Below are 16,585 nucleotides of genomic sequence, written 5' to 3' on the forward strand. Positions count from 1 at the left end.
GGTGCAGCGGGCCATTCTCTGCCATTTCAGGTCAGGCCCGTAGGTGTGACGGCCGCGGCCCCATTCACCTGCCATCCCGCAATCCATTGCCGCCTGAGCGCATCGCCCTCGCCACGAAACCCCTGTCCCGTCGGCGCGCAGGTGAGCGTCCGGTCGATGCGGAAATTGCGGATCGCCTGGCGCAGTTCGCACCAGCCGACCATCACGGCCGCCTCCGAATAATAGATGAGCGCAATCGGCCGGATGGTTCTTTGGGTCACCTTGGCCTGCTCGTCGCGATAGTCGATCGCGAGTTTCTCCTCGTCGCGGATCGCCCGGCGCACCAGACCGAGATCGACGGCGTCTGCCGTGGGGATCGCGCTTCCCCACGCATGCAGCGCCCGCGACGATAGAGCCTGGCGGAGCGGCGCGGGAAGCGCCGCCGCGATCTTGTCGAGCACCCGCGTCGATGCCGCGCCAAGCTCCCGGTCGCCGGTGCGTTTGTTGAGCGCCATGCCGAGCACGATCGCTTCGGTCTCCTCGGCGGAAAACATCAGCGGTGGCAGGTGGAAGCCGGGGCGCAGGATATAGCCGATGCCGCGCTCGCCCTCGATCGGCACTCGCATCGCCTGCAGGGCTCCGATGTCCCGGTAGATCGACCGCTCGCTGACCTCCAGTCGCTCGGCCATCTGCAGTGCTGTTATCGGGTGGCTTGAGAGCCTCAGGATCTGGATGATCTCGAACAGCCGGGAGGCCTTTCGCATGCGGTCACCTCGTCACTCCTGACACACCTTTGTCAGTTGGCCTCCTCTATAGCACGGCCCAACACGCTGAAAAACCGGCGCGAAACGCGATTGATGGCTCACCACACACGACAGGCAACTGACATGACCTATACCGAAAATCTCTGGCTCTTCACCTTGCTTCTCACCGGCATCATCGTCGTGCCCGGCATGGACATGCTCTTCGTGCTCGCCAATGCGCTGACCGGCGGAAGGCGGGCGGGCTTGGCCGCCACATCGGGCATGATGGCCGGCGGCGCCTGCCACACGGTCTTCGGCACGGTCGCGGTGGCCGCCTTGAGCACGCTGATCCCGACGTTCACGCCCGTGATGCTCATCCTCGGCGCAGCCTATATGATCTGGATTGGCTTCACGCTCGCCCGCAGCAGCATCACGGTTGACCATGTCGAAGGCGGAACGCGGCGCGCCACGATCAAGATCTTCGGACAGGGCCTGCTCACCTGCCTGCTCAACCCCAAGGCCTGGACCTTCATCCTCGCCGTCTATCCGCAATTCATGAAGCCGGCCTTCGGCCCGTTCTGGCGCCAGGCGCTTGTCATGGGCGCGCTCACCATGGCCATCCAGTTGATCGTCTACGGCGGCCTTGCCCTCGCCGCCGCCCGTGGCCGCGAAGCCCTGATTTCAAACCCCGCCCTCACCATCGCCATCGGCCGCGCCGCCGGCTGGCTGCTGGTCGCGGTCGCCGCCTATATGCTGGTCAGGAGCTGGCAGGGCTGGTGATGGCGTCTAGGCGCTTTTCCATGAACAGGCTGAGCGGATCGGCCGTGTAGTCGCCGAAGGGCGGGATCTCGACGTAACCCGCCTTGCGATAAAGCCCGATCGCCTCCGGCTGGTAGATGCCCGTCTCCAGCCTGACGGTGGTGATCTTCCGCCGCAGGGCCTCTTCCTCAAGGCATGCCAGCAACTGCTTGCCGAGCTTCAGGCCCCGGGCCGTCTCATCGACGAACATCCGCTTGATCTCGCCCGTCCCGTCGGGATGGCCGACGAGCGCCGCGCAACCGAGCACCGCGTCGCCGACCCTCGCGATGAAAAAGGAGACGCTGTCCTGCTCCAGTTCGTCGAGCGGCAGCATATGGTTGCTGTCCGCTGGATAGAGCGAGGCCGCATAGGCGTTCGACTTTTCCAGCAACCGGATCACGCCTTCCTGGCGTGGCGGTTCCCGTGTGATGAGGAGATCGTTCTGCATGGGTCTGACGATGTTAGTGAAAGGGGGAGGGGGAGGGGGAGGGGAGCGGAGGGGCGACGCGCTCAGAGCCCCACAGCCTTGCGCAGCGCCTCGTTCATCCGCGATTGCCAGCCGTCGCCGGTCGCCTTGAACCGCTCGATCACCTCCGCATCGAGCCTCAGGCTGATCGCCTTCTTCGGATTGTCCGCCTTGGGGCGCCCGAGCTTGCGGTCGATCGAGGCCGCGAGATCCGGGAACACTTCGCGGAATGGGCGCAATTCCCTGAGTTCCGCCTCGGTCATTTCAGGGTTGTCGCTCACCTCGTCCCAGTCCGCGCGGGTATAACCGCGTCCTTCGACGAAACCATCGGTCTTCGGCTTTTGCACGGTCATCGGAACCACGTCCTTTCTTTGGCATGAGCCGTCCGCATCGAGATGATCGACAGGCCCTGCGTGCCGAGATGAACGAAGATGACGGCAATAACGCCGTTCTCCAGCCGTCCGATCGCCTGCAGTCGTCCCCGTTTTGCTGGACGGATCAGCGCGCGGTCGAAGAAGTCGAGCGACAGGTCGGCAAAGTCCAGACCATGCTTCTCGATATTGGCAAGCCGCTTCGGTTCATCCCAGACGATGATCATAGTTTATGTATATACGGAAATTCCGCAAGCCAGTATCCTGACGATTGAGGGGAAATCCGCTCACCCCCGCTGCGGCAACAGGATGACCGCCGCCCCGACAAGGCAGATCGCCGCGCCGACAAGGTCGAACCTGTCGGGCCGCTGCCCCTCGACCAGCCACAGCCAGAGAAGCGAGGCGGCGATATAGACCCCGCCATAGGCGGCATAGGCACGCCCCGCCGCCTCCGACGGGACGAGCGTCAGCAGCCAGGCAAACACAGCGAGAGATAACAGTCCAGGTGCCAGCCAGAGGGGTGAGCGGTCGAGCTTCAACCAGGCCCAGAATGCAAAACAGCCGGAAATTTCGGCAAGGGCTGCGAGCGGATAGATCAGCAAGGTCATCGCCCGATCTTGCCACGCCGGCGGTTCAGGTGAAAGCCCACGTCAGCCCTCAGGCCGAACGGCCCTGCAGATTGAGGATCTGGCAGACCCGCGGCACCATCTCCGCCTCCTTGGGGAAGCAGACGAAGAAGCCCTGCACGCTGTCGAAGCCGAGCTGCACGGCGGTTTCCATCTGCGCCTCGTTCTCGACGCCGGCGGCCGTGACGATCAGGCCGAGATCGTGGCCGAGCGAAATCACATGCTTGACGATCGCCTTGTCGACCGGGTTGACCAGTGCGCTGCGCATCAGCGCGTGATCGATCTTCAGGCGCCGGAAGGGATGATGCCTGAGCGCCGCAAGCCCGGCATGGGTGGCGCCGAAATTGTCGAGTGCCAGCGAGAAGCCGCAGTAATGCAGGCCCTCCAGCGCCAATCCCACCTTCTTGGCCTGCGGCCCGTAGAAGGCGGTCTCCGGCACTTCGATTTCCAGCATATCCGGCGTCAAGTGGTGAGCGTCCATCATCTCCGACAGCCACAGCGCAAAATCGCCGGAGCAAAGGTCGAAGGCCGTGGTGTTGACGGCGATGCGGCCGAAATCATGGCCCTGCGCCCGCCATTGCGCAGCCTGCGACAGGGTCTTTTCCAAAACGAAATCCCGGATCGACAGCGACAGGGCCGGATCGCGGAAGATGGCGCGGAATTCCTGCGCGGCGGCCAGCATGTTCGGCCGTGTGCGCCAGCGCAGCAAGGTTTCCAGGCTGTCCACCTCGCGGTGGTCCACGGAGTAGACCGGTTGATAGATCAATTCGAAGTGGCCGCGATCCAGCGCCCGCTTCGCGTTGTTCACCAGAACGAGTTGATCCAGACTGCTGTCCACGCCCCACCTCACGCCGCACCGGGCCCGGAAGAAGACCAGGCCCGCGCGAATTCATCCCCGAACTTTACGCGAAGAAGGGTTGCTCGGAGATGAACAAAACACAAAACATGAGGATAAGCTTTCATCTTTCACTTTTTGGTCCTGAAAATTGACCTGCATCGCCCTGGCACAGCTGCCATGAAGCCGTTTTAAGGACACCCTCAGCGCCGGAGACTGCCCAGGATCCCCCGCACCAGCGCCCGACCCACGGAGGTTGCCACCGAGCGCGCCGCGCTCTTCATCGCCGCCTCGATCACCGTTTCACGCTGATAGCCGGAGCTGCGCTTGGTCGCACGCCCGCCATCACTTTCCTCCTGCGGCGCATCACCAAAGCCGGGCAGCGTCCAGCGGCCGGCGGCGCTATCGCCTCCGGCGGCCTTGTCTTCCGCCGCGCGCTTCGCCGCTTCCGCCTCCGCTGCCTTCTGCGCGCGGGCGGTCAGGATCTCGTAGGCCGATTCCGAATCGAGATCCATGTCATACTGTCCGGCTACGGGGCTCAGACTCATCACCTTCTGCCGTTCGGCGTCACTGAGCGGCCCGACCCGGCCCGATGGCGGGCGGATCAGCGTGCGTTCGACCATGGAAGGGATGCCCTTGGCCTCCAGCGTCGAAACCAGCGCCTCGCCGATGCCGAGCTGGGTGATCGCGGTGGCGCAATCGAAGGCCGGGTTCGGGCGGAAAGTGTCGGCCGCCGTCTTCACCGCCTTCTGCTCCCTGGGCGTATAGGCGCGCAGCGCATGCTGCACCCGGTTGCCGAGCTGGGCGAGCACGGTCTCCGGCACATCGAGCGGGTTCTGCGTGACGAAATAGACGCCGACCCCCTTGGAGCGGATGAGCCGCACCACCTGCTCGACCCGCTCGATCAGCACCTTCGGTGCATCATTGAACAGGAGATGCGCCTCGTCGAAGAAGAAGACGAGCTTCGGCTTGTCGAGATCGCCCACTTCCGGCAGCTCCTCGAACAGCTCGGACAAGAGCCAAAGCAGGAAGGTCGCGTAAAGACGCGGGTTCATCATCAGCTTGTCGGCAGCCAGGATCGAGATCGCGCCACGCCCGTCATGGGTCGTGCGCATGATGTCGGTCACCTTGAGCGCCGGCTCGCCGAAGAAATTTTGCGCACCCTGCTGCTCGAGGATCAGCAGACCCCGCTGCAGCGTGGCAATCGAGGCCTTCGAGATCAGGCCGAACTGGCTGGACAGCTCGGTTGCATGCTCGGCCATATAGGTGAGCAGCGCCTGCAGATCCTTCAGATCCATCAGCGGAAACCCGCCTTCATCGGCAATCTTGAAGGCAATGTTGAGCGCGCCTTCCTGCGCTTCCGAGGCATTCATCAGCCGCGAGAGCAGGAGCGGCCCCATCTCGGCGACCGTGGTGCGCACCCGGTGGCCCTTCTCGCCGTAGATATCCCAGAAGATGACGGGGAATTCCGCCGGCGCGTAGTCCTTGAAGCCGATCTGTTCGGCGCGCTGGGTGATCCAGTCCTTCGGCTCGCCCATGGCGGCAATGCCGGAGAGATCGCCCTTGATATCCGCAGCAAAGACCGGAACCCCCGCCTCGGAGAAACTTTCGGCCAGCACCTGCAGCGTCACCGTCTTGCCGGTGCCGGTCGCCCCGGTCACGATGCCATGGCGGTTGCCGTATTTCAGCGCCAGATATTCCGCCTTGTTCAGGCTGTCGTCCGGATTGCGGCTGGTGCCGAGATAGAGCGAACCTTCTTGCAGCATGCGGACGTTTCTCCCATCGTCGCCGAGACTTCAGCTTGCTCTTATAAGAGGAGTGTGGAACATCGACAACGGTCGGATGTCGCATTGCGAAACATCGGCGCGCATGGGCAGGGGCGGTCACAGGGGCAGAAGACGCGGCCGGAAGGCCGGTGAGCCTCGACCCGGTCTGATGCGGCGCAGTGCGTCCGAGCGGTCGCTTCGGATCCGGCGACGCCGATCGGGCGAGACGGGGGAGGGCGGTCGCCGCGCGGGTCGAGGTCCCGATCCGATCGCCGAGCGGTCGCTTTCGGATGCTGCGGGAACGGCCGATCCCCGGCATTTTTCATAGGCTGATCGGAGGCCGCTTGAGTTCGGCAGAAACTTCTATTACGTTGACGTTAACGTCAAATTTCCTGCAGGAGGATACCCATGAGCGAACTCGTCACCCGCATCGCCGACAATGTCGGCATTTCCCCGGAAAAAGCTGAAACGGCGCTTGGCATGATGCTCGGCTTCCTGCAGCGCGAAGCCGCAGACGGCCCGGTCGCCAAGATGATCGAAGCCATCCCGGGTGCCGCCGAACTCGTCGCCAAGCACAATGGCGAAGGCTCGGGCGGCGGCGGCCTGCTCGGCGGCCTGATGAGCGCCATCGGCGGCGGCGGCATCATGGGGCTGGGCCAGCAGCTGATGTCGCAAGGCCTCGGCATGGGCGAAATCTCCACGCTCGCCAAGGAAACCATGGCGGTCGCCCGCGAATATGCCGGCGCCGACGTGGTGGACGAGGTTGTCGCCTCGGTTCCGGGCCTGAGCCAGTTCGTCTGAGACGAGCAGCAGGTTTGAAATCACAAAGCCGTCGGGGCAACCCGGCGGCTTTTTCGTGTGCAATCCCTGCGCGAAGCGAAAAGTAATTGCCCACAAAAGGTCCGGTGAGGGGGCTCGGTATGGTTGCGCTTTGTGCGTTTTGCCTCATTGTTTCAGTATTGTGTCAGAGGGGTGCACAGATGCTGATCCTATCGATTGCCGACATCGAGAAGTTGGCTGAAGAAGATAAGCTCACTGCCATAGAGCAGTTGCTTGTCGACAATTGCAGGATTGGTGGAGTTACCGAACTCGGCAACGGCGACTTGCCGGAAGGTCCAAGCCCAGAGCGTTCCATTCGTGCCGGGCTGCTGCGCTATCTGATCCTTGGCGGCTGTCGCAGCTACGAGCTGCATGGGAGGGGCGTGGTGTTACGCGGCGCGTGGATCGATGGTGAGCTTGACCTTCGTTTTGCGAAGGCAAAGGGATCAATCAATTTTGTCCGATGTGGTTTTGGTTCTGCAATCATGGCGAGGCAGGCACGTCTTGAATTCTTGCGACTCGACGATTGTTCTGTGCCTGCTCTTGATGCTGAGGGAGCCACAATTAAGGGCGATGTGATGCTGCGCGGCCTTAGAAGTAGTGGTGAAGTCTCGTTTGGCGGCGCACAGATTGGCGGGCAGCTCTCCTGTATGGGAGCTATTTTAAATGGCAACGGGAAGCGCGCACTTGTAGCGCAGCGCGCCTCGATCAGCGACGGAGTATTTCTCCGAGGGCTGAAGAGCCTAGGTGAGGTGTCGCTTTCCGGTGCTGAAATTGGCGGTCAGCTGACGTGTAAAGGAGCTGACTTAAATGGGGAGGGCGGTAAGGCTCTCGATGCTCAAGGTGCCAAGATTGGAGGCGGTGTGTTCCTTGAACGAGTAAAAACTAAAGGCGAGTTGTCCTTTTCCGGTGCCGAAATCGGTAATCAATTCGTCTCTAAGTTTGCCAACCTGAACGGCGGCGGTGGCAAGGCGCTAAATGGTGAACGCATGATCATCAAGGGAAGCCTTCTGTGGCGTGATGTGCAGGACGTGGTTGGCATAGTTACGCTTGCTGCTGCCCACCTCGAAAATCTCGCGGATGACGAAGCAAGCTGGACATTGGTATCTGATCTAATCCTTGTAGGGGTTACCTACGACAATCTTGTAGACCCCCTCGGCCTCTCTTTTCGCAAAATCTGGCTGCGCAAAGGCGCCGCAAGGAACGGCAAATTCCACCCCCAACCCTACCAGCAACTCGCCAAGTTTTACCGCGAAACTGGCCATCGGCATGAGGCCCGCGAAATCCTGATCGAGAAGGAAAGGGAACAGCGGAAGGCCGTACGGGCGTCAATCCGCAAAGCCAGACGCAAGGCTGAACGCAATGATCCATTCTCGGTGAAAACCGCATTGTCCTGGTCGTGGAATGTTGCTAGGCCCTGGGTAAGTTTTAATGTGGGGCGTTGGCTCAGGATCGGCTGGAACTGGCTCTGGGATATCCTCATCCGATACATCGCCGGCTATGGCTACAAACCCTGGTTTTCCCTTTGGTGGCTCTGCGGCTTGGTCGTAGCCATGATGGTCATTGCCTGCTTTACCTGGAATGCCGGCGACTTTGCACCCAACTCTGCGATCGTCCTGACATCTTCCGAGTGGAAAGCCCTGGCAGATCTGCCCGAGATCTACACATCCCTCTCTGACGACGCGAAGCGGATGATAGTGGAGGACATGACACCGGCGCACTTGTGGTCTGACACCCACGCCCCCGGCAAGGACTACGAAACCTTCTACGCCTTCGCTTACGCCCTCGACGTCGTCGTCCCCGTCCTCGATCTTGGCCAGACCGATGCCTGGGCGCCGTCGCCTGCGCGCGGTGGATGGGGCTATTGGATGTTCTACGCCCAAAAGATGTTCGTCGTTCTCGGCTGGGTCGTCACCGCCATTGCCGCTGCCGCCATCTCCGGCATGATCCGTCGCGACGACTGAGCCGTCGCACGCAAACACTTCCCTGCCGCTCGACACACCCGGCCCAGCGCTCCGCCCGGCTCCTTGCATAACCGCGGGGAACGAAGCCGGCTTCCGCCTCGTTCATCCCTCGGACTTAGCAAAAGAACGGAGCCAGAACGATGAGCGACAACGATATGAACCGCCGCGAGAGCGGCGTGCGAAAGCTACTGGATCTACCTACAGGGCAGGGCGGCCGGGAAGCCGATTTCGGCGAGGAGGGGTATCGCGAGGCGCGCGAGACCCGCCCTGACAGCAACGCCGATCTGATCGGCCAGAAAAGCGCCGACGAGAACCTTTCGGTCTTGGGGGAGGGTCCCGAACGCGTCGAGGACGGGCTGGACCCGCAGGTCGACAACACCAACCTCGATGCCGTTCGCGAGGCAAACCGCCTCGGCGGCACCGACACCTATCTGGTGGATTCCGACATGGAAGACCTCGACCAGCGTCTGGGTGAGGACGGGGAAGACGGCCGCCCGTCGCCCATGGCGAATGCCGACAATCCCGAACGCTGATCCAGCCAAAAGTCCGGCCTTGCGGCGAGCGTCGGGGTGGCCCAACGGCAGCCATGCGGGCGGATAGCCTATGCCGATTTCTGCCCCGAAAGGGTGACGTCCCCTTCGAGCATGGCGAGAGCCCAAGCGGGGGCTGATATCGGGTCCGTCTGGACGGGCTCTGCCCGAATGGAACGGCACCTTTTGGTCTGTCGCGCATTATCCGATCGACCGGGCGGCCGCTTTCAAGGCCGCCTTTCCAACCGAGGAGTACCCCATGGCCAGCCCCTTCGACCTCTCCGCTCTATCGGAAACTGAACTCACCGACCTCATCGAGGCCGCCAATATGGAGCGCAACCGCCGTCGTGTCGAAAGTGCGCGGGAGCGCATGCCCGATGAAAACGGCAGCATGGGCCAGGATGTGAACGATCCGAACCATGGTGCGATCACCACGCCGACGCCCCATGCCGTTCGCGATCATGCGCCCGACGAGGACGCCGATCAGGGCTATGGCGACGGCGAACGGGACGCACAGTCGCGCGTCGAACAGGCGGCCCGGCGGGTCGTCTGAAGACGGTGAACCTTCGACCGCCCCTCAAGGGTCGGCCATGAAAGCCGCCATGCTCTCGCCCCCTCCCGAGCATGGCGGCTTTTTCGCCTTGGAGAACGCGGACCGAAGAGGGGCCGGGCCAACCGCAAAGTTGACCCCTGAGACGGGATCAATCCGCAGCCAAAACGCTGTCAGGCCGACGGCGGAAAGGCTTCCGATTGCCACCGGCCGCCGCGCGCGATAGACAGCGCCGGTGTTGACCGATCTCGCCAGCTATCTCGGCCTCTTCTCCGCCGCTTTTCTCGCCGCCACGCTTCTGCCCGCCCAGTCGGAAGCGCTGCTGGTCGGCCTCTTGATGACCGGGCGCCATCCGCTCGCGGCCCTTCTCCTCGTCGCGACCGCAGGCAATGTGCTGGGCTCCGTAGTCAACTGGCTGCTCGGCCGCTTCGTCGAGCGTTTTCGCGACAGGCCCTGGTTTCCCGTGTCGCCGCGCGCGCTCGACAGCGCCTCCGGCTGGTATCGCCGCTTCGGCCTCTGGTCGCTGCTTCTGTCCTGGATGCCGGTGATCGGCGATCCGATCACGCTCGCCGCCGGCGTCCTGCGTGTTCCGTTCCTGCCCTTCGTGATCCTGGTTACGCTCGCAAAATTCGGCCGCTATGCCGTGCTGGCCGCCCTGACGCTCGGGCTGATGTGAGATTGCGAGATCGCGCGTGAAGGACCGCTGCGCTCGGGTGCGGCTTGACGGACAGCGCTCGTTTCGCGCCGTCGTGCAAGCTTTTGCCTCAGGCCGTATACTTCACGCCTGCCTCGATGGCCGCCGAGATCAGCGCCTTGCGGCCGTCCTCTTCCTTGGCCTTGCCCTGCGCGACGGCGGCCAGCACCAGAAGCGCCTTGTCCAGCGCCTCGCCATCCTCTTCCGGCCAGTCCTCGATCAGCGCCCAGGACGCGCCCAGCGAGTTCTCGACCACGACATCCTCGCCCTCTTCGCCGATGGCGTGCAGGATCACGGGTTTGCTCCAGGTGGTGCGCATCATCGTCTCTCTTGTCGGTGCCGGCAGGCGGCGGGGTATTGGCACCCGCATCGGGTGACGGACGGGCAGGCGTGAGGCGAGACCAACTCTGGCCAAGGACAGCACCTGCGCCGGCTTCGGCCCTTCTATACGGCCTTGCGGCCCGCCCTGCCACTCCTCCGAAGCCGCCATCCGCAGGAGAATATGCGCGCCTTGCCAGCACTTGACGAAACTCCTTCGCGCAATCTAGATATTCGTCATCGCGAAAAGCGACCGCTTACCTTGATCCGCCAGTGATCCGATCATGGCGTGAGTAAGCAGGTGGACGAATAGACGTCCATGCGGTCAAGCACACATCGAACCACGATCCGTGGTCCGATCAGCGACTCCCTGAAACCTTTCCCCCGAGACATCTCGGGCATGAAACGTCGTTCCGACCGCGCCTGTGCGCGTCGCCGGCCGACGTCCGGAGCCAGCGCTATGACCAGAAGACCCATGAGTCTCATTCTGATGACTGTCGTCCTTGATGCCATGGGCATCGGACTTATTTTCCCTATCCTGCCTTCGTTGCTGAAGGACGTGACCCATGCAGGCGATGGAACGCCCTACATCGGGCTCATGATGGCGCTTTATGCGGCCATGCAATTCCTCTTTGCGCCCGTGCTCGGCGCCCTCAGCGACAGCCGCGGCCGCCGTCCGGTGCTGCTGATCTCGCTCGCCGGCGCTATGCTCAACTATCTCGTCCTGGCCTTCGCACCCAGCCTTTTGCTGCTGCTGCTCGGCCGGGCTCTGGCGGGCATCACTGGCGCCAACACCGCCGTGGCCGCCGCCTACATCTCCGATCTCTCCGCCGAAGACGAGCGCGCCCGTCGATTCGGCCTCATGAACGCCATGTTCGGCATCGGATTCATCATCGGACCGGTGCTCGGCGGAGTGCTTGGCGATCTCTGGGTCAGGCTGCCCTTTCTGGCCGCAGCCGTTCTGACGGGCGCCAACCTACTGCTTTGTCTCTTTGTCCTGCCGGAGACCCGCACGGTGGGTCACCAGGCAATCGATCTTGGCGCCCTCAACCCGCTCCGCCCCTTTCGTTGGCTCTTCACGATGAAGGGCGTCCTGCCGTTGGTGCTGATCTTCTTTTTATTCAGTGGTCTCGGCGAAGCGTACGGCACCTGCTGGGCGCTGTGGGGCAACGACGTCTTCCAGTGGAACGGTCTGTGGATCGGTCTTTCGCTCGGCGCCTATGGCACCTGCCAGACGCTCGCTCAGGCGTTTCTGCCGGGTCCCGCGACGAAGCGCCTTGGCGAACGCACGGCAATTCTCGTTGGCATCGCCTGCGCCTGCGCCGCCCTCACGATCTTCGCCATCGCCTGGCAGGGCTGGATGGTCTTTGCCGCCATGCCCGTCCTGGCGCTCGGGGGCATAGGCGTGCCGGCGCTGCAATCGCTAGCAACCCGTCAGGTGCGCGATGCCGACCAAGGCAAGTTCCAGGGTCTCCTGCAGTCGACAGTCAGTCTCGCTTCGGTCCTTGCTCCGCTCGGTTTTTCGAACCTGTATCTGTCCGCGAGATCAATCTGGCCAGGCGCAATCTGGCTCGCCGTCGCCGTGCTTCACGGCATCGGGGCTGTTCTGGTCTTACGCCTGCGGTTCGAAAAGCCACAGGCTGAAAGCTGAGTTGACGGATTTTGGTCCGCTCCCGCGTCGACTTCCGGCGTTGGAGGGGCCTCGCCCTCACTCCCCCGTCTGCCGCCGTGCCGCAAGCCGGCGCCGGTCGCGTTCCACCGTGTCGATGCCGAGCTTCGTCAGGCGCATCTGCCGTTTCTGGAATTCGCCGCGGACCTGGACGAAGCCCTGTGCTTCGGCCTCGAAGAGCGTCTTCAGGCTGGTGCCCTTGGGCGGCGTCTGCCAGTCGGTGCCCTGGGCCGCATGCAACAGGACCATGATCTTGATCATCGGGTCTCTCCGGATGTGATGCCGGACGGGCCGGGTCGCAGAAATGAAGACGGTCTCTGCCACGCTTTGACGGGAAGAGACAAGGGGGCGTCTGTCCGGCGCCCCCTTCAATCATGATGTGCTCGATACGCTGTCCCGCTCAAAACTCCTTCCAGGAATGCGCGACGGCACCGAAGGCATTGGCCACCTTCTGCCCCAGCGCCTTTGCCGGAGAGGAAGCAGGCGAGGCAGCGGGGCGGGCCGACGGGCTGACCAGCCGTACCGGCGATTGCGCGGCCCCCCTTTGACCGAGATTGAACTGCGCGATCAGCGCATTCAAGGCATCGGCTTCGCCGGCGAGGCTGTGGCTGGCCGCCGTCGTCTGCTCGACCATGGCCGCGTTCTGCTGCGTGCTCTGGTCGATCGTGTTGACGGCGGTGTTGATTTCCTGGATGCCGACCGACTGTTCGCGCGCCGCTTCGACAATGGCGCTCACATGGGCATTGATCTGCTGCACCTCGCCGACCATGACTTGAAGCGACCGGCCCGTCTCCCCGACCAGGGTCACACCCGTGCGCACCTGCTCTCCCGAGGTGATGATCAGAGCCTTGATCTCCTTGGCAGCGTTTGCCGAACGCTGGGCAAGTTCGCGCACCTCCTGGGCGACGACGGCAAAACCCTTGCCGGCTTCACCGGCACGGGCGGCTTCGACACCGGCATTCAGCGCCAGCAGGTTCGTCTGGAAGGCAATCTCGTCGATCACGCCGATGATGTTGGAGATCTCGCCGGAAGACTTTTCGATCTGCTGCATCGCATCGACGGCGTTGCGCACCACCTGTCCGGCCTTCTCCGCGCCGGCTTTGGTCTGCGCCACCAGATGGCCCGCCTCTTCGGCGCGGCGGGTCGAATCCCGCATGGTCGTGGTGATCTCTTCCAGCGCTGCTGCGGTCTCCTCGACGGAGGCGGCCTGTTGCTCGGTGCGTTTGGACAGATCATCGGCTGCGGCGCGGATCTCGTTGGCGCCGTTGTCGATGCCGCGGGCGTTGTCCATTACGGCCTGCAGGGCCTGGTGCAGCTTGGTCAGGGAATTGTTGAAATCGAGCCGCAGCCGGTCGAGATGGGCGGCAAAGGGCGTCTCGATCCGATAGGCGACGTCACCGTCGGCGAGTTTCTGCAGACCGGTCGCAAGCGAATCGACGACGAATTGCGATTCCGCCGCCTCGCGGGCCTTGTCGGCCTCGCGCTGCAATCTCTCGCGCTCGCTCATGGTCCGATTGGCCTCGGCCTCCCGCTCCATGACCGCCTTCTCTATGGCATTCTCACGGAACACCGACACCGCCGCCGCCATGGCGCCGATTTCGTCGATGCGGCCAAGTCCCGGCACCTCGATGGACGTGTCGTTCTCGGCCAGCCGCCCCATGGCGCCGGTCATCTGCCGGATCGGGGTCGCGATACTGCGGGCAACGAACCACATCCCGGCAATGCCGCCGGCGGCAATGACCAGCCCGACAAGGACCTGGAACTGCGTATCGGCTGTATTGCGCTCAGCAAGCGATGCGGTGAGCGCCGTGGCCTCTGCCATGGCGACGGCACGCGGCACCTCGATGACCACGGACCATGGCGTCTTCGTCCGACCAATGACGATCGGCGAGAGGGCCGTGAAGCTCTCGGCCGTTCCGGCGACATCCGCGCGGCCGGCCTGGATCGTCGACAACAGGGTCGACGCGTCGGTATTGACCTTGTCATACCCGCTGCCGATTGCTTCCGGATGGTCGCTGGAGGCGACGACAAGCCCCATGTGGCTGACAATGTCGACGCTTGCCTTGCCCCCATAGATGGAAGCCTTCACATCGGTCGCGAGCTTCTGCACGAAGGTCAGGTCGAAATCGGCGCCGGCCACGCCCACGAACCTTCCCTCGACCATGATCGGCACCGACATGGTGGCGAGATAGACCGGCTTTCCCTGCACGATATAGGGCAGGGGATCGAGGATGCTCTCGCCGCCGCCGCTTTGCGGGCCGATATACCAGCCGCCCTTCATCACCCCGTTCGGATGAAGCTCTCTGCTGTCATATTCGACCAGTGGCTGCACCGCGAGTTTCCCGTCGGCGCTGCGTGTCCAATAGGGCAGGAACCGTCCGGTCGCATCCGAGCCGATGTCGTTGCGGCCGCGAAACAGCCGGTCCTGGCCGTCCAGCGCGTCCGGTTCCCAGGCACTGTAGGTGCCGTTGAAGCCGGGATTGTCCTTGAGCACGTTGAGCAGGATGGCATTGAAGCGAGCCCGCTGCTGGCCGACAGCAGGCGTGCCGCCACCGTCATTGACCGCCGAAACCTCGAACATGCGCGCCATGTTGCGCGCTGCGTCGAAGGCCGCATCAAGCGGCGCCTCGATCAGCGAAGCCTGGGCCAGCGCCAGTGTCTTCAGCTGCGTCTTCGTTGCGTCCTCGGTCAGATGCGCAAGATTGTCACCGACGAAGGTCTTCGATTTCGCGGCAGATACGATGCTGTATCCGACCAGCGCCGTACTTGCCGCCACCACGCAAACGCCGGCGAGCAAGGCGATTTTCAGTTGAATGGATTGTATGCGCACGTGATTGGGCTCCTTGTTGCTGGCGATCACCCGCCTGAGAGCCTGGAGCCTCGACCCTCCTTATTAATTGTTTCCGTAAATACGGATGTACTAAAACGGAAACGTCTCATAAATGCGACAGATCGCCCGGCCGATAACAAAGGCCGGGGTGAGGGCGCCATTCCGCTCCAGAGAAATCCCTCGGAGAATTGACGGTCGCTAAAAAAGCGAGGGGAAGTGAAGGGCCGTAGCTGCGAATCACGAACGCGCAAAAGGCTGGTGCGCTTCAACAGAAAAAGCACACATCTCCGGTCCGTGAAGTTGAAAACCCGGCGTCTTCGCACCTGCGGCAAGCGGCTGCCCCCGCTTGACTTTCGGGCCCAACAAGCACATCTAACGAGGGTGAGGCGCGACCCTGAAATCGCGCCAGACAAGAGGACAGAAAGATGAACCCCGACAGTCGAAGTTCGACGTCACATATCCGGCCGACGGCCCGTCTCTAGTCCTTCAATGTGCAGGGGCTGCGGCGGCCGATCGGCTGCCGAAGGAGATGCCCATGCTGCGCTCGTTTTCCCGCGAAGCCGATCACCTGGTGCCCGCTGACGCCCTGCGCGTCGTCACACCCGTTGCCGTCGCCACCGTCGATGGGGCCAATGCCCTGCCGGCACCGACCCCCGTCCGCCCCGTCTGGTTCGATCTCGTCAGCCCCGAGCTGCGCGAGACGAATGAGGTCGAGGCGAGCCTCGGCATTGCCCTGCCGACCCGCGACGAGATGGAGGAGATCGAACTCTCCGCCCGGCTCTACCAGGAAGACGGCGCCGAATTCATGACCATGACAGCGCTCGCCGGCCTCGATGGCGACGATCCGGTGAAGACCCCTGTCACCTTCATCCTGAAGGGCGACACGCTGGTCACCGTGCGTTATGCCGACCCGAAACCCTTCGCCGCCTTCCTCGCCCGCGCCCGGCGCGGCAACGGCCTCGTCTGCTCGACCGGCGAAACTGTCATGCTCGGTCTGCTCGAAGCCATCATCGACCGCATGGCCGATGTCCTGGAACGCTGCGGCAACGAGATCGACGCGGTCTCCCGCGAGGTGTTCCGCACCCGCAAGGCAAACGGCAAGACTGTGGGCAAGGCCGGTGACAAGGAGAAGACGTCGCGCGACCTCGAAGGCCTGATCGAACAGATCGGCCGCAAGGGTGACCTGTTGACCGCGACCCGCGAAAGCCTGGTCTCGATCTCCCGCCTCGTCGCCTATCATGCAGCGCTTGAAGCCCCCTCGCGCAAGGTGGCCAAGGACACCCGTCAGCGCATCAAGCTCCTGCAGCGTGATGCGACTTCGCTCGGCGATCACGCCCAGTTCCTCCAGGGCAAGATCAACTTCCTGCTCGATGCGACGCTGGGCCTGATCAATCTGGAGCAGAACCAGATCATCAAGATCTTCACGGTCGCCTCGGTCGCCTTCCTGCCGCCGACGCTCGTCGCCTCGATCTACGGCATGAATTTTCAATCCATGCCGGAACTCAACTGGGCGATCGGCTATCCGATGGCGCTCGCCTTCATGGTGCTCTCGGCCCTGCTGCCCTTCCTCTATTTCCGCCGGCGCGGCTGGCTGTAAGGGCAAACGATCCGGGGCGTCGCAATGTTT

At 63.1% G+C, this 16,585-nt stretch carries 17 protein-coding genes and 2 pseudogenes; 8 read left to right on the top strand and 11 right to left on the bottom strand.

Annotated elements, in window-relative coordinates; all coding sequences use genetic code 11:
• Nucleotides 1–26 precede the first annotated feature (26 nt).
• On the bottom strand, nt 27–743 hold the full coding sequence (locus ACT53S_RS05735) for a helix-turn-helix transcriptional regulator (RefSeq protein ID WP_476066240.1): 717 nt from the start codon (nt 741–743) through the stop codon (nt 27–29).
• Nucleotides 744–866: 123 nt separating this feature from the next.
• Here ACT53S_RS05735 and ACT53S_RS05740 point away from each other — a divergent pair, with 123 nt between their 5' ends.
• The gene (locus tag ACT53S_RS05740; protein ID WP_476066241.1) at nt 867–1,502 is read left to right on the top strand and encodes a LysE family translocator; all 636 of its coding nucleotides are present in this window, start codon (nt 867–869) and stop codon (nt 1,500–1,502) included.
• On the opposite strand, the gene ACT53S_RS05745 is transcribed toward ACT53S_RS05740, so the two are convergent.
• The 6 genes from ACT53S_RS05745 to ACT53S_RS05770 form a co-directional block, all read right to left on the bottom strand.
• Complete coding sequence (locus ACT53S_RS05745; RefSeq protein WP_476066242.1) at nt 1,480–1,968, bottom strand: GNAT family N-acetyltransferase; 489 nt, start codon at nt 1,966–1,968, stop codon at nt 1,480–1,482. The two genes, ACT53S_RS05740 and ACT53S_RS05745, sit on opposite strands and share 23 nt — an antisense overlap.
• A gap of 62 nt (nt 1,969–2,030) precedes the next feature.
• On the bottom strand, nt 2,031–2,339 hold the full coding sequence (locus tag ACT53S_RS05750) for a BrnA antitoxin family protein (protein WP_476066243.1): 309 nt from the start codon (nt 2,337–2,339) through the stop codon (nt 2,031–2,033).
• On the bottom strand, nt 2,336–2,584 hold the full coding sequence (locus ACT53S_RS05755) for a BrnT family toxin (protein ID WP_476066244.1): 249 nt from the start codon (nt 2,582–2,584) through the stop codon (nt 2,336–2,338). Before ACT53S_RS05755 ends, ACT53S_RS05750 begins: the two co-directional genes overlap by 4 nt.
• Before the next feature lie 60 nt (nt 2,585–2,644).
• On the bottom strand, nt 2,645–2,965 hold the full coding sequence (locus ACT53S_RS05760) for a YnfA family protein (protein ID WP_142070120.1): 321 nt from the start codon (nt 2,963–2,965) through the stop codon (nt 2,645–2,647).
• 49 nt (nt 2,966–3,014) lie between these two features.
• Nucleotides 3,015–3,821, bottom strand: coding sequence for an EAL domain-containing protein (locus tag ACT53S_RS05765; RefSeq protein WP_476066245.1), 807 nt, complete (start codon nt 3,819–3,821; stop codon nt 3,015–3,017).
• Nucleotides 3,822–4,021: 200 nt separating this feature from the next.
• A complete protein-coding gene (locus tag ACT53S_RS05770; RefSeq protein ID WP_476066246.1) occupies nt 4,022–5,584 on the bottom strand; it encodes a helicase HerA-like C-terminal domain-containing protein in 1,563 nt (520 codons plus the stop codon).
• A 408-nt stretch (nt 5,585–5,992) separates the two neighbouring features.
• Here ACT53S_RS05770 and ACT53S_RS05775 point away from each other — a divergent pair, with 408 nt between their 5' ends.
• The 5 genes from ACT53S_RS05775 (at nt 5,993) to ACT53S_RS05795 (ending at nt 10,123) form a co-directional block, all read left to right on the top strand.
• Complete coding sequence (locus ACT53S_RS05775) at nt 5,993–6,385, top strand: DUF2780 domain-containing protein (protein ID WP_113379548.1); 393 nt, start codon at nt 5,993–5,995, stop codon at nt 6,383–6,385.
• 179 nt (nt 6,386–6,564) lie between these two features.
• Nucleotides 6,565–8,367 (top strand): hypothetical protein, encoded by a 1,803-nt coding sequence (locus ACT53S_RS05780; RefSeq protein WP_476066247.1) that lies wholly within the window; start codon nt 6,565–6,567, stop codon nt 8,365–8,367.
• A gap of 140 nt (nt 8,368–8,507) precedes the next feature.
• Nucleotides 8,508–8,900 carry a hypothetical protein gene (locus ACT53S_RS05785; RefSeq protein ID WP_476066248.1) on the top strand — a complete coding sequence of 131 codons (393 nt, stop codon included), beginning with the start codon at nt 8,508–8,510 and terminating at the stop codon, nt 8,898–8,900.
• Between the two features lie 256 nt (nt 8,901–9,156).
• A complete protein-coding gene (locus tag ACT53S_RS05790; RefSeq protein ID WP_186347775.1) occupies nt 9,157–9,450 on the top strand; it encodes a hypothetical protein in 294 nt (97 codons plus the stop codon).
• A gap of 235 nt (nt 9,451–9,685) precedes the next feature.
• A complete protein-coding gene (locus tag ACT53S_RS05795; protein WP_476066649.1) occupies nt 9,686–10,123 on the top strand; it encodes a YqaA family protein in 438 nt (145 codons plus the stop codon).
• Nucleotides 10,124–10,211: 88 nt separating this feature from the next.
• On the opposite strand, the gene ACT53S_RS05800 is transcribed toward ACT53S_RS05795, so the two are convergent.
• The gene (locus ACT53S_RS05800; protein WP_113379583.1) at nt 10,212–10,460 is read right to left on the bottom strand and encodes a DUF982 domain-containing protein; all 249 of its coding nucleotides are present in this window, start codon (nt 10,458–10,460) and stop codon (nt 10,212–10,214) included.
• A 459-nt stretch (nt 10,461–10,919) separates the two neighbouring features.
• Here ACT53S_RS05800 and ACT53S_RS05805 point away from each other — a divergent pair, with 459 nt between their 5' ends.
• Complete coding sequence (locus ACT53S_RS05805) at nt 10,920–12,110, top strand: TCR/Tet family MFS transporter (RefSeq protein WP_476066249.1); 1,191 nt, start codon at nt 10,920–10,922, stop codon at nt 12,108–12,110.
• Nucleotides 12,111–12,167: 57 nt separating this feature from the next.
• On the opposite strand, the gene ACT53S_RS05810 is transcribed toward ACT53S_RS05805, so the two are convergent.
• From ACT53S_RS05810 to ACT53S_RS05820, 3 genes and pseudogenes are all read right to left on the bottom strand, one after another.
• A complete protein-coding gene (locus ACT53S_RS05810) occupies nt 12,168–12,389 on the bottom strand; it encodes a hypothetical protein (RefSeq protein WP_476066250.1) in 222 nt (73 codons plus the stop codon).
• A 139-nt stretch (nt 12,390–12,528) separates the two neighbouring features.
• Nucleotides 12,529–13,839, bottom strand: a pseudogene (locus ACT53S_RS05815) (methyl-accepting chemotaxis protein); the annotation flags it as partial.
• A 405-nt stretch (nt 13,840–14,244) separates the two neighbouring features.
• Nucleotides 14,245–14,718, bottom strand: a pseudogene (locus ACT53S_RS05820) (cache domain-containing protein); the annotation flags it as partial.
• 775 nt (nt 14,719–15,493) lie between these two features.
• On the opposite strand from ACT53S_RS05820, the gene ACT53S_RS05825 reads away from it, so the two are divergent.
• Complete coding sequence (locus ACT53S_RS05825) at nt 15,494–16,555, top strand: magnesium transporter CorA family protein (RefSeq protein ID WP_476066251.1); 1,062 nt, start codon at nt 15,494–15,496, stop codon at nt 16,553–16,555.
• Nucleotides 16,556–16,585: the final 30 nt, after the last annotated feature.

The sequence above is a fragment of the Allorhizobium sp. DMC15 genome, assembly GCF_056314065.1.

Excerpts from the sequence above, each read along its gene's own strand:
- ACT53S_RS05745 (WP_476066242.1), bottom strand. The coding sequence starts at position 1,968 with ATGCAGAACGATCTCCTCATCACACGGGAACCGCCACGCCAGGAAGGC.
- ACT53S_RS05775 (WP_113379548.1), top strand. The coding sequence starts at position 5,993 with ATGAGCGAACTCGTCACCCGCATCGCCGACAATGTCGGCATTTCCCCG.
- ACT53S_RS05810 (WP_476066250.1), bottom strand. The coding sequence starts at position 12,389 with ATGATCAAGATCATGGTCCTGTTGCATGCGGCCCAGGGCACCGACTGG.
- ACT53S_RS05755 (WP_476066244.1), bottom strand. The coding sequence starts at position 2,584 with ATGATCATCGTCTGGGATGAACCGAAGCGGCTTGCCAATATCGAGAAG.
- ACT53S_RS05760 (WP_142070120.1), bottom strand. The coding sequence starts at position 2,965 with ATGACCTTGCTGATCTATCCGCTCGCAGCCCTTGCCGAAATTTCCGGC.
- ACT53S_RS05825 (WP_476066251.1), top strand. The coding sequence starts at position 15,494 with ATGCTGCGCTCGTTTTCCCGCGAAGCCGATCACCTGGTGCCCGCTGAC.
- ACT53S_RS05740 (WP_476066241.1), top strand. The coding sequence starts at position 867 with ATGACCTATACCGAAAATCTCTGGCTCTTCACCTTGCTTCTCACCGGC.
- ACT53S_RS05750 (WP_476066243.1), bottom strand. The coding sequence starts at position 2,339 with ATGACCGTGCAAAAGCCGAAGACCGATGGTTTCGTCGAAGGACGCGGT.
- ACT53S_RS05790 (WP_186347775.1), top strand. The coding sequence starts at position 9,157 with ATGGCCAGCCCCTTCGACCTCTCCGCTCTATCGGAAACTGAACTCACC.
- ACT53S_RS05800 (WP_113379583.1), bottom strand. The coding sequence starts at position 10,460 with ATGCGCACCACCTGGAGCAAACCCGTGATCCTGCACGCCATCGGCGAA.
- ACT53S_RS05735 (WP_476066240.1), bottom strand. The coding sequence starts at position 743 with ATGCGAAAGGCCTCCCGGCTGTTCGAGATCATCCAGATCCTGAGGCTC.
- ACT53S_RS05785 (WP_476066248.1), top strand. The coding sequence starts at position 8,508 with ATGAGCGACAACGATATGAACCGCCGCGAGAGCGGCGTGCGAAAGCTA.
- ACT53S_RS05805 (WP_476066249.1), top strand. The coding sequence starts at position 10,920 with ATGACCAGAAGACCCATGAGTCTCATTCTGATGACTGTCGTCCTTGAT.
- ACT53S_RS05770 (WP_476066246.1), bottom strand. The coding sequence starts at position 5,584 with ATGCTGCAAGAAGGTTCGCTCTATCTCGGCACCAGCCGCAATCCGGAC.
- ACT53S_RS05780 (WP_476066247.1), top strand. The coding sequence starts at position 6,565 with ATGCTGATCCTATCGATTGCCGACATCGAGAAGTTGGCTGAAGAAGAT.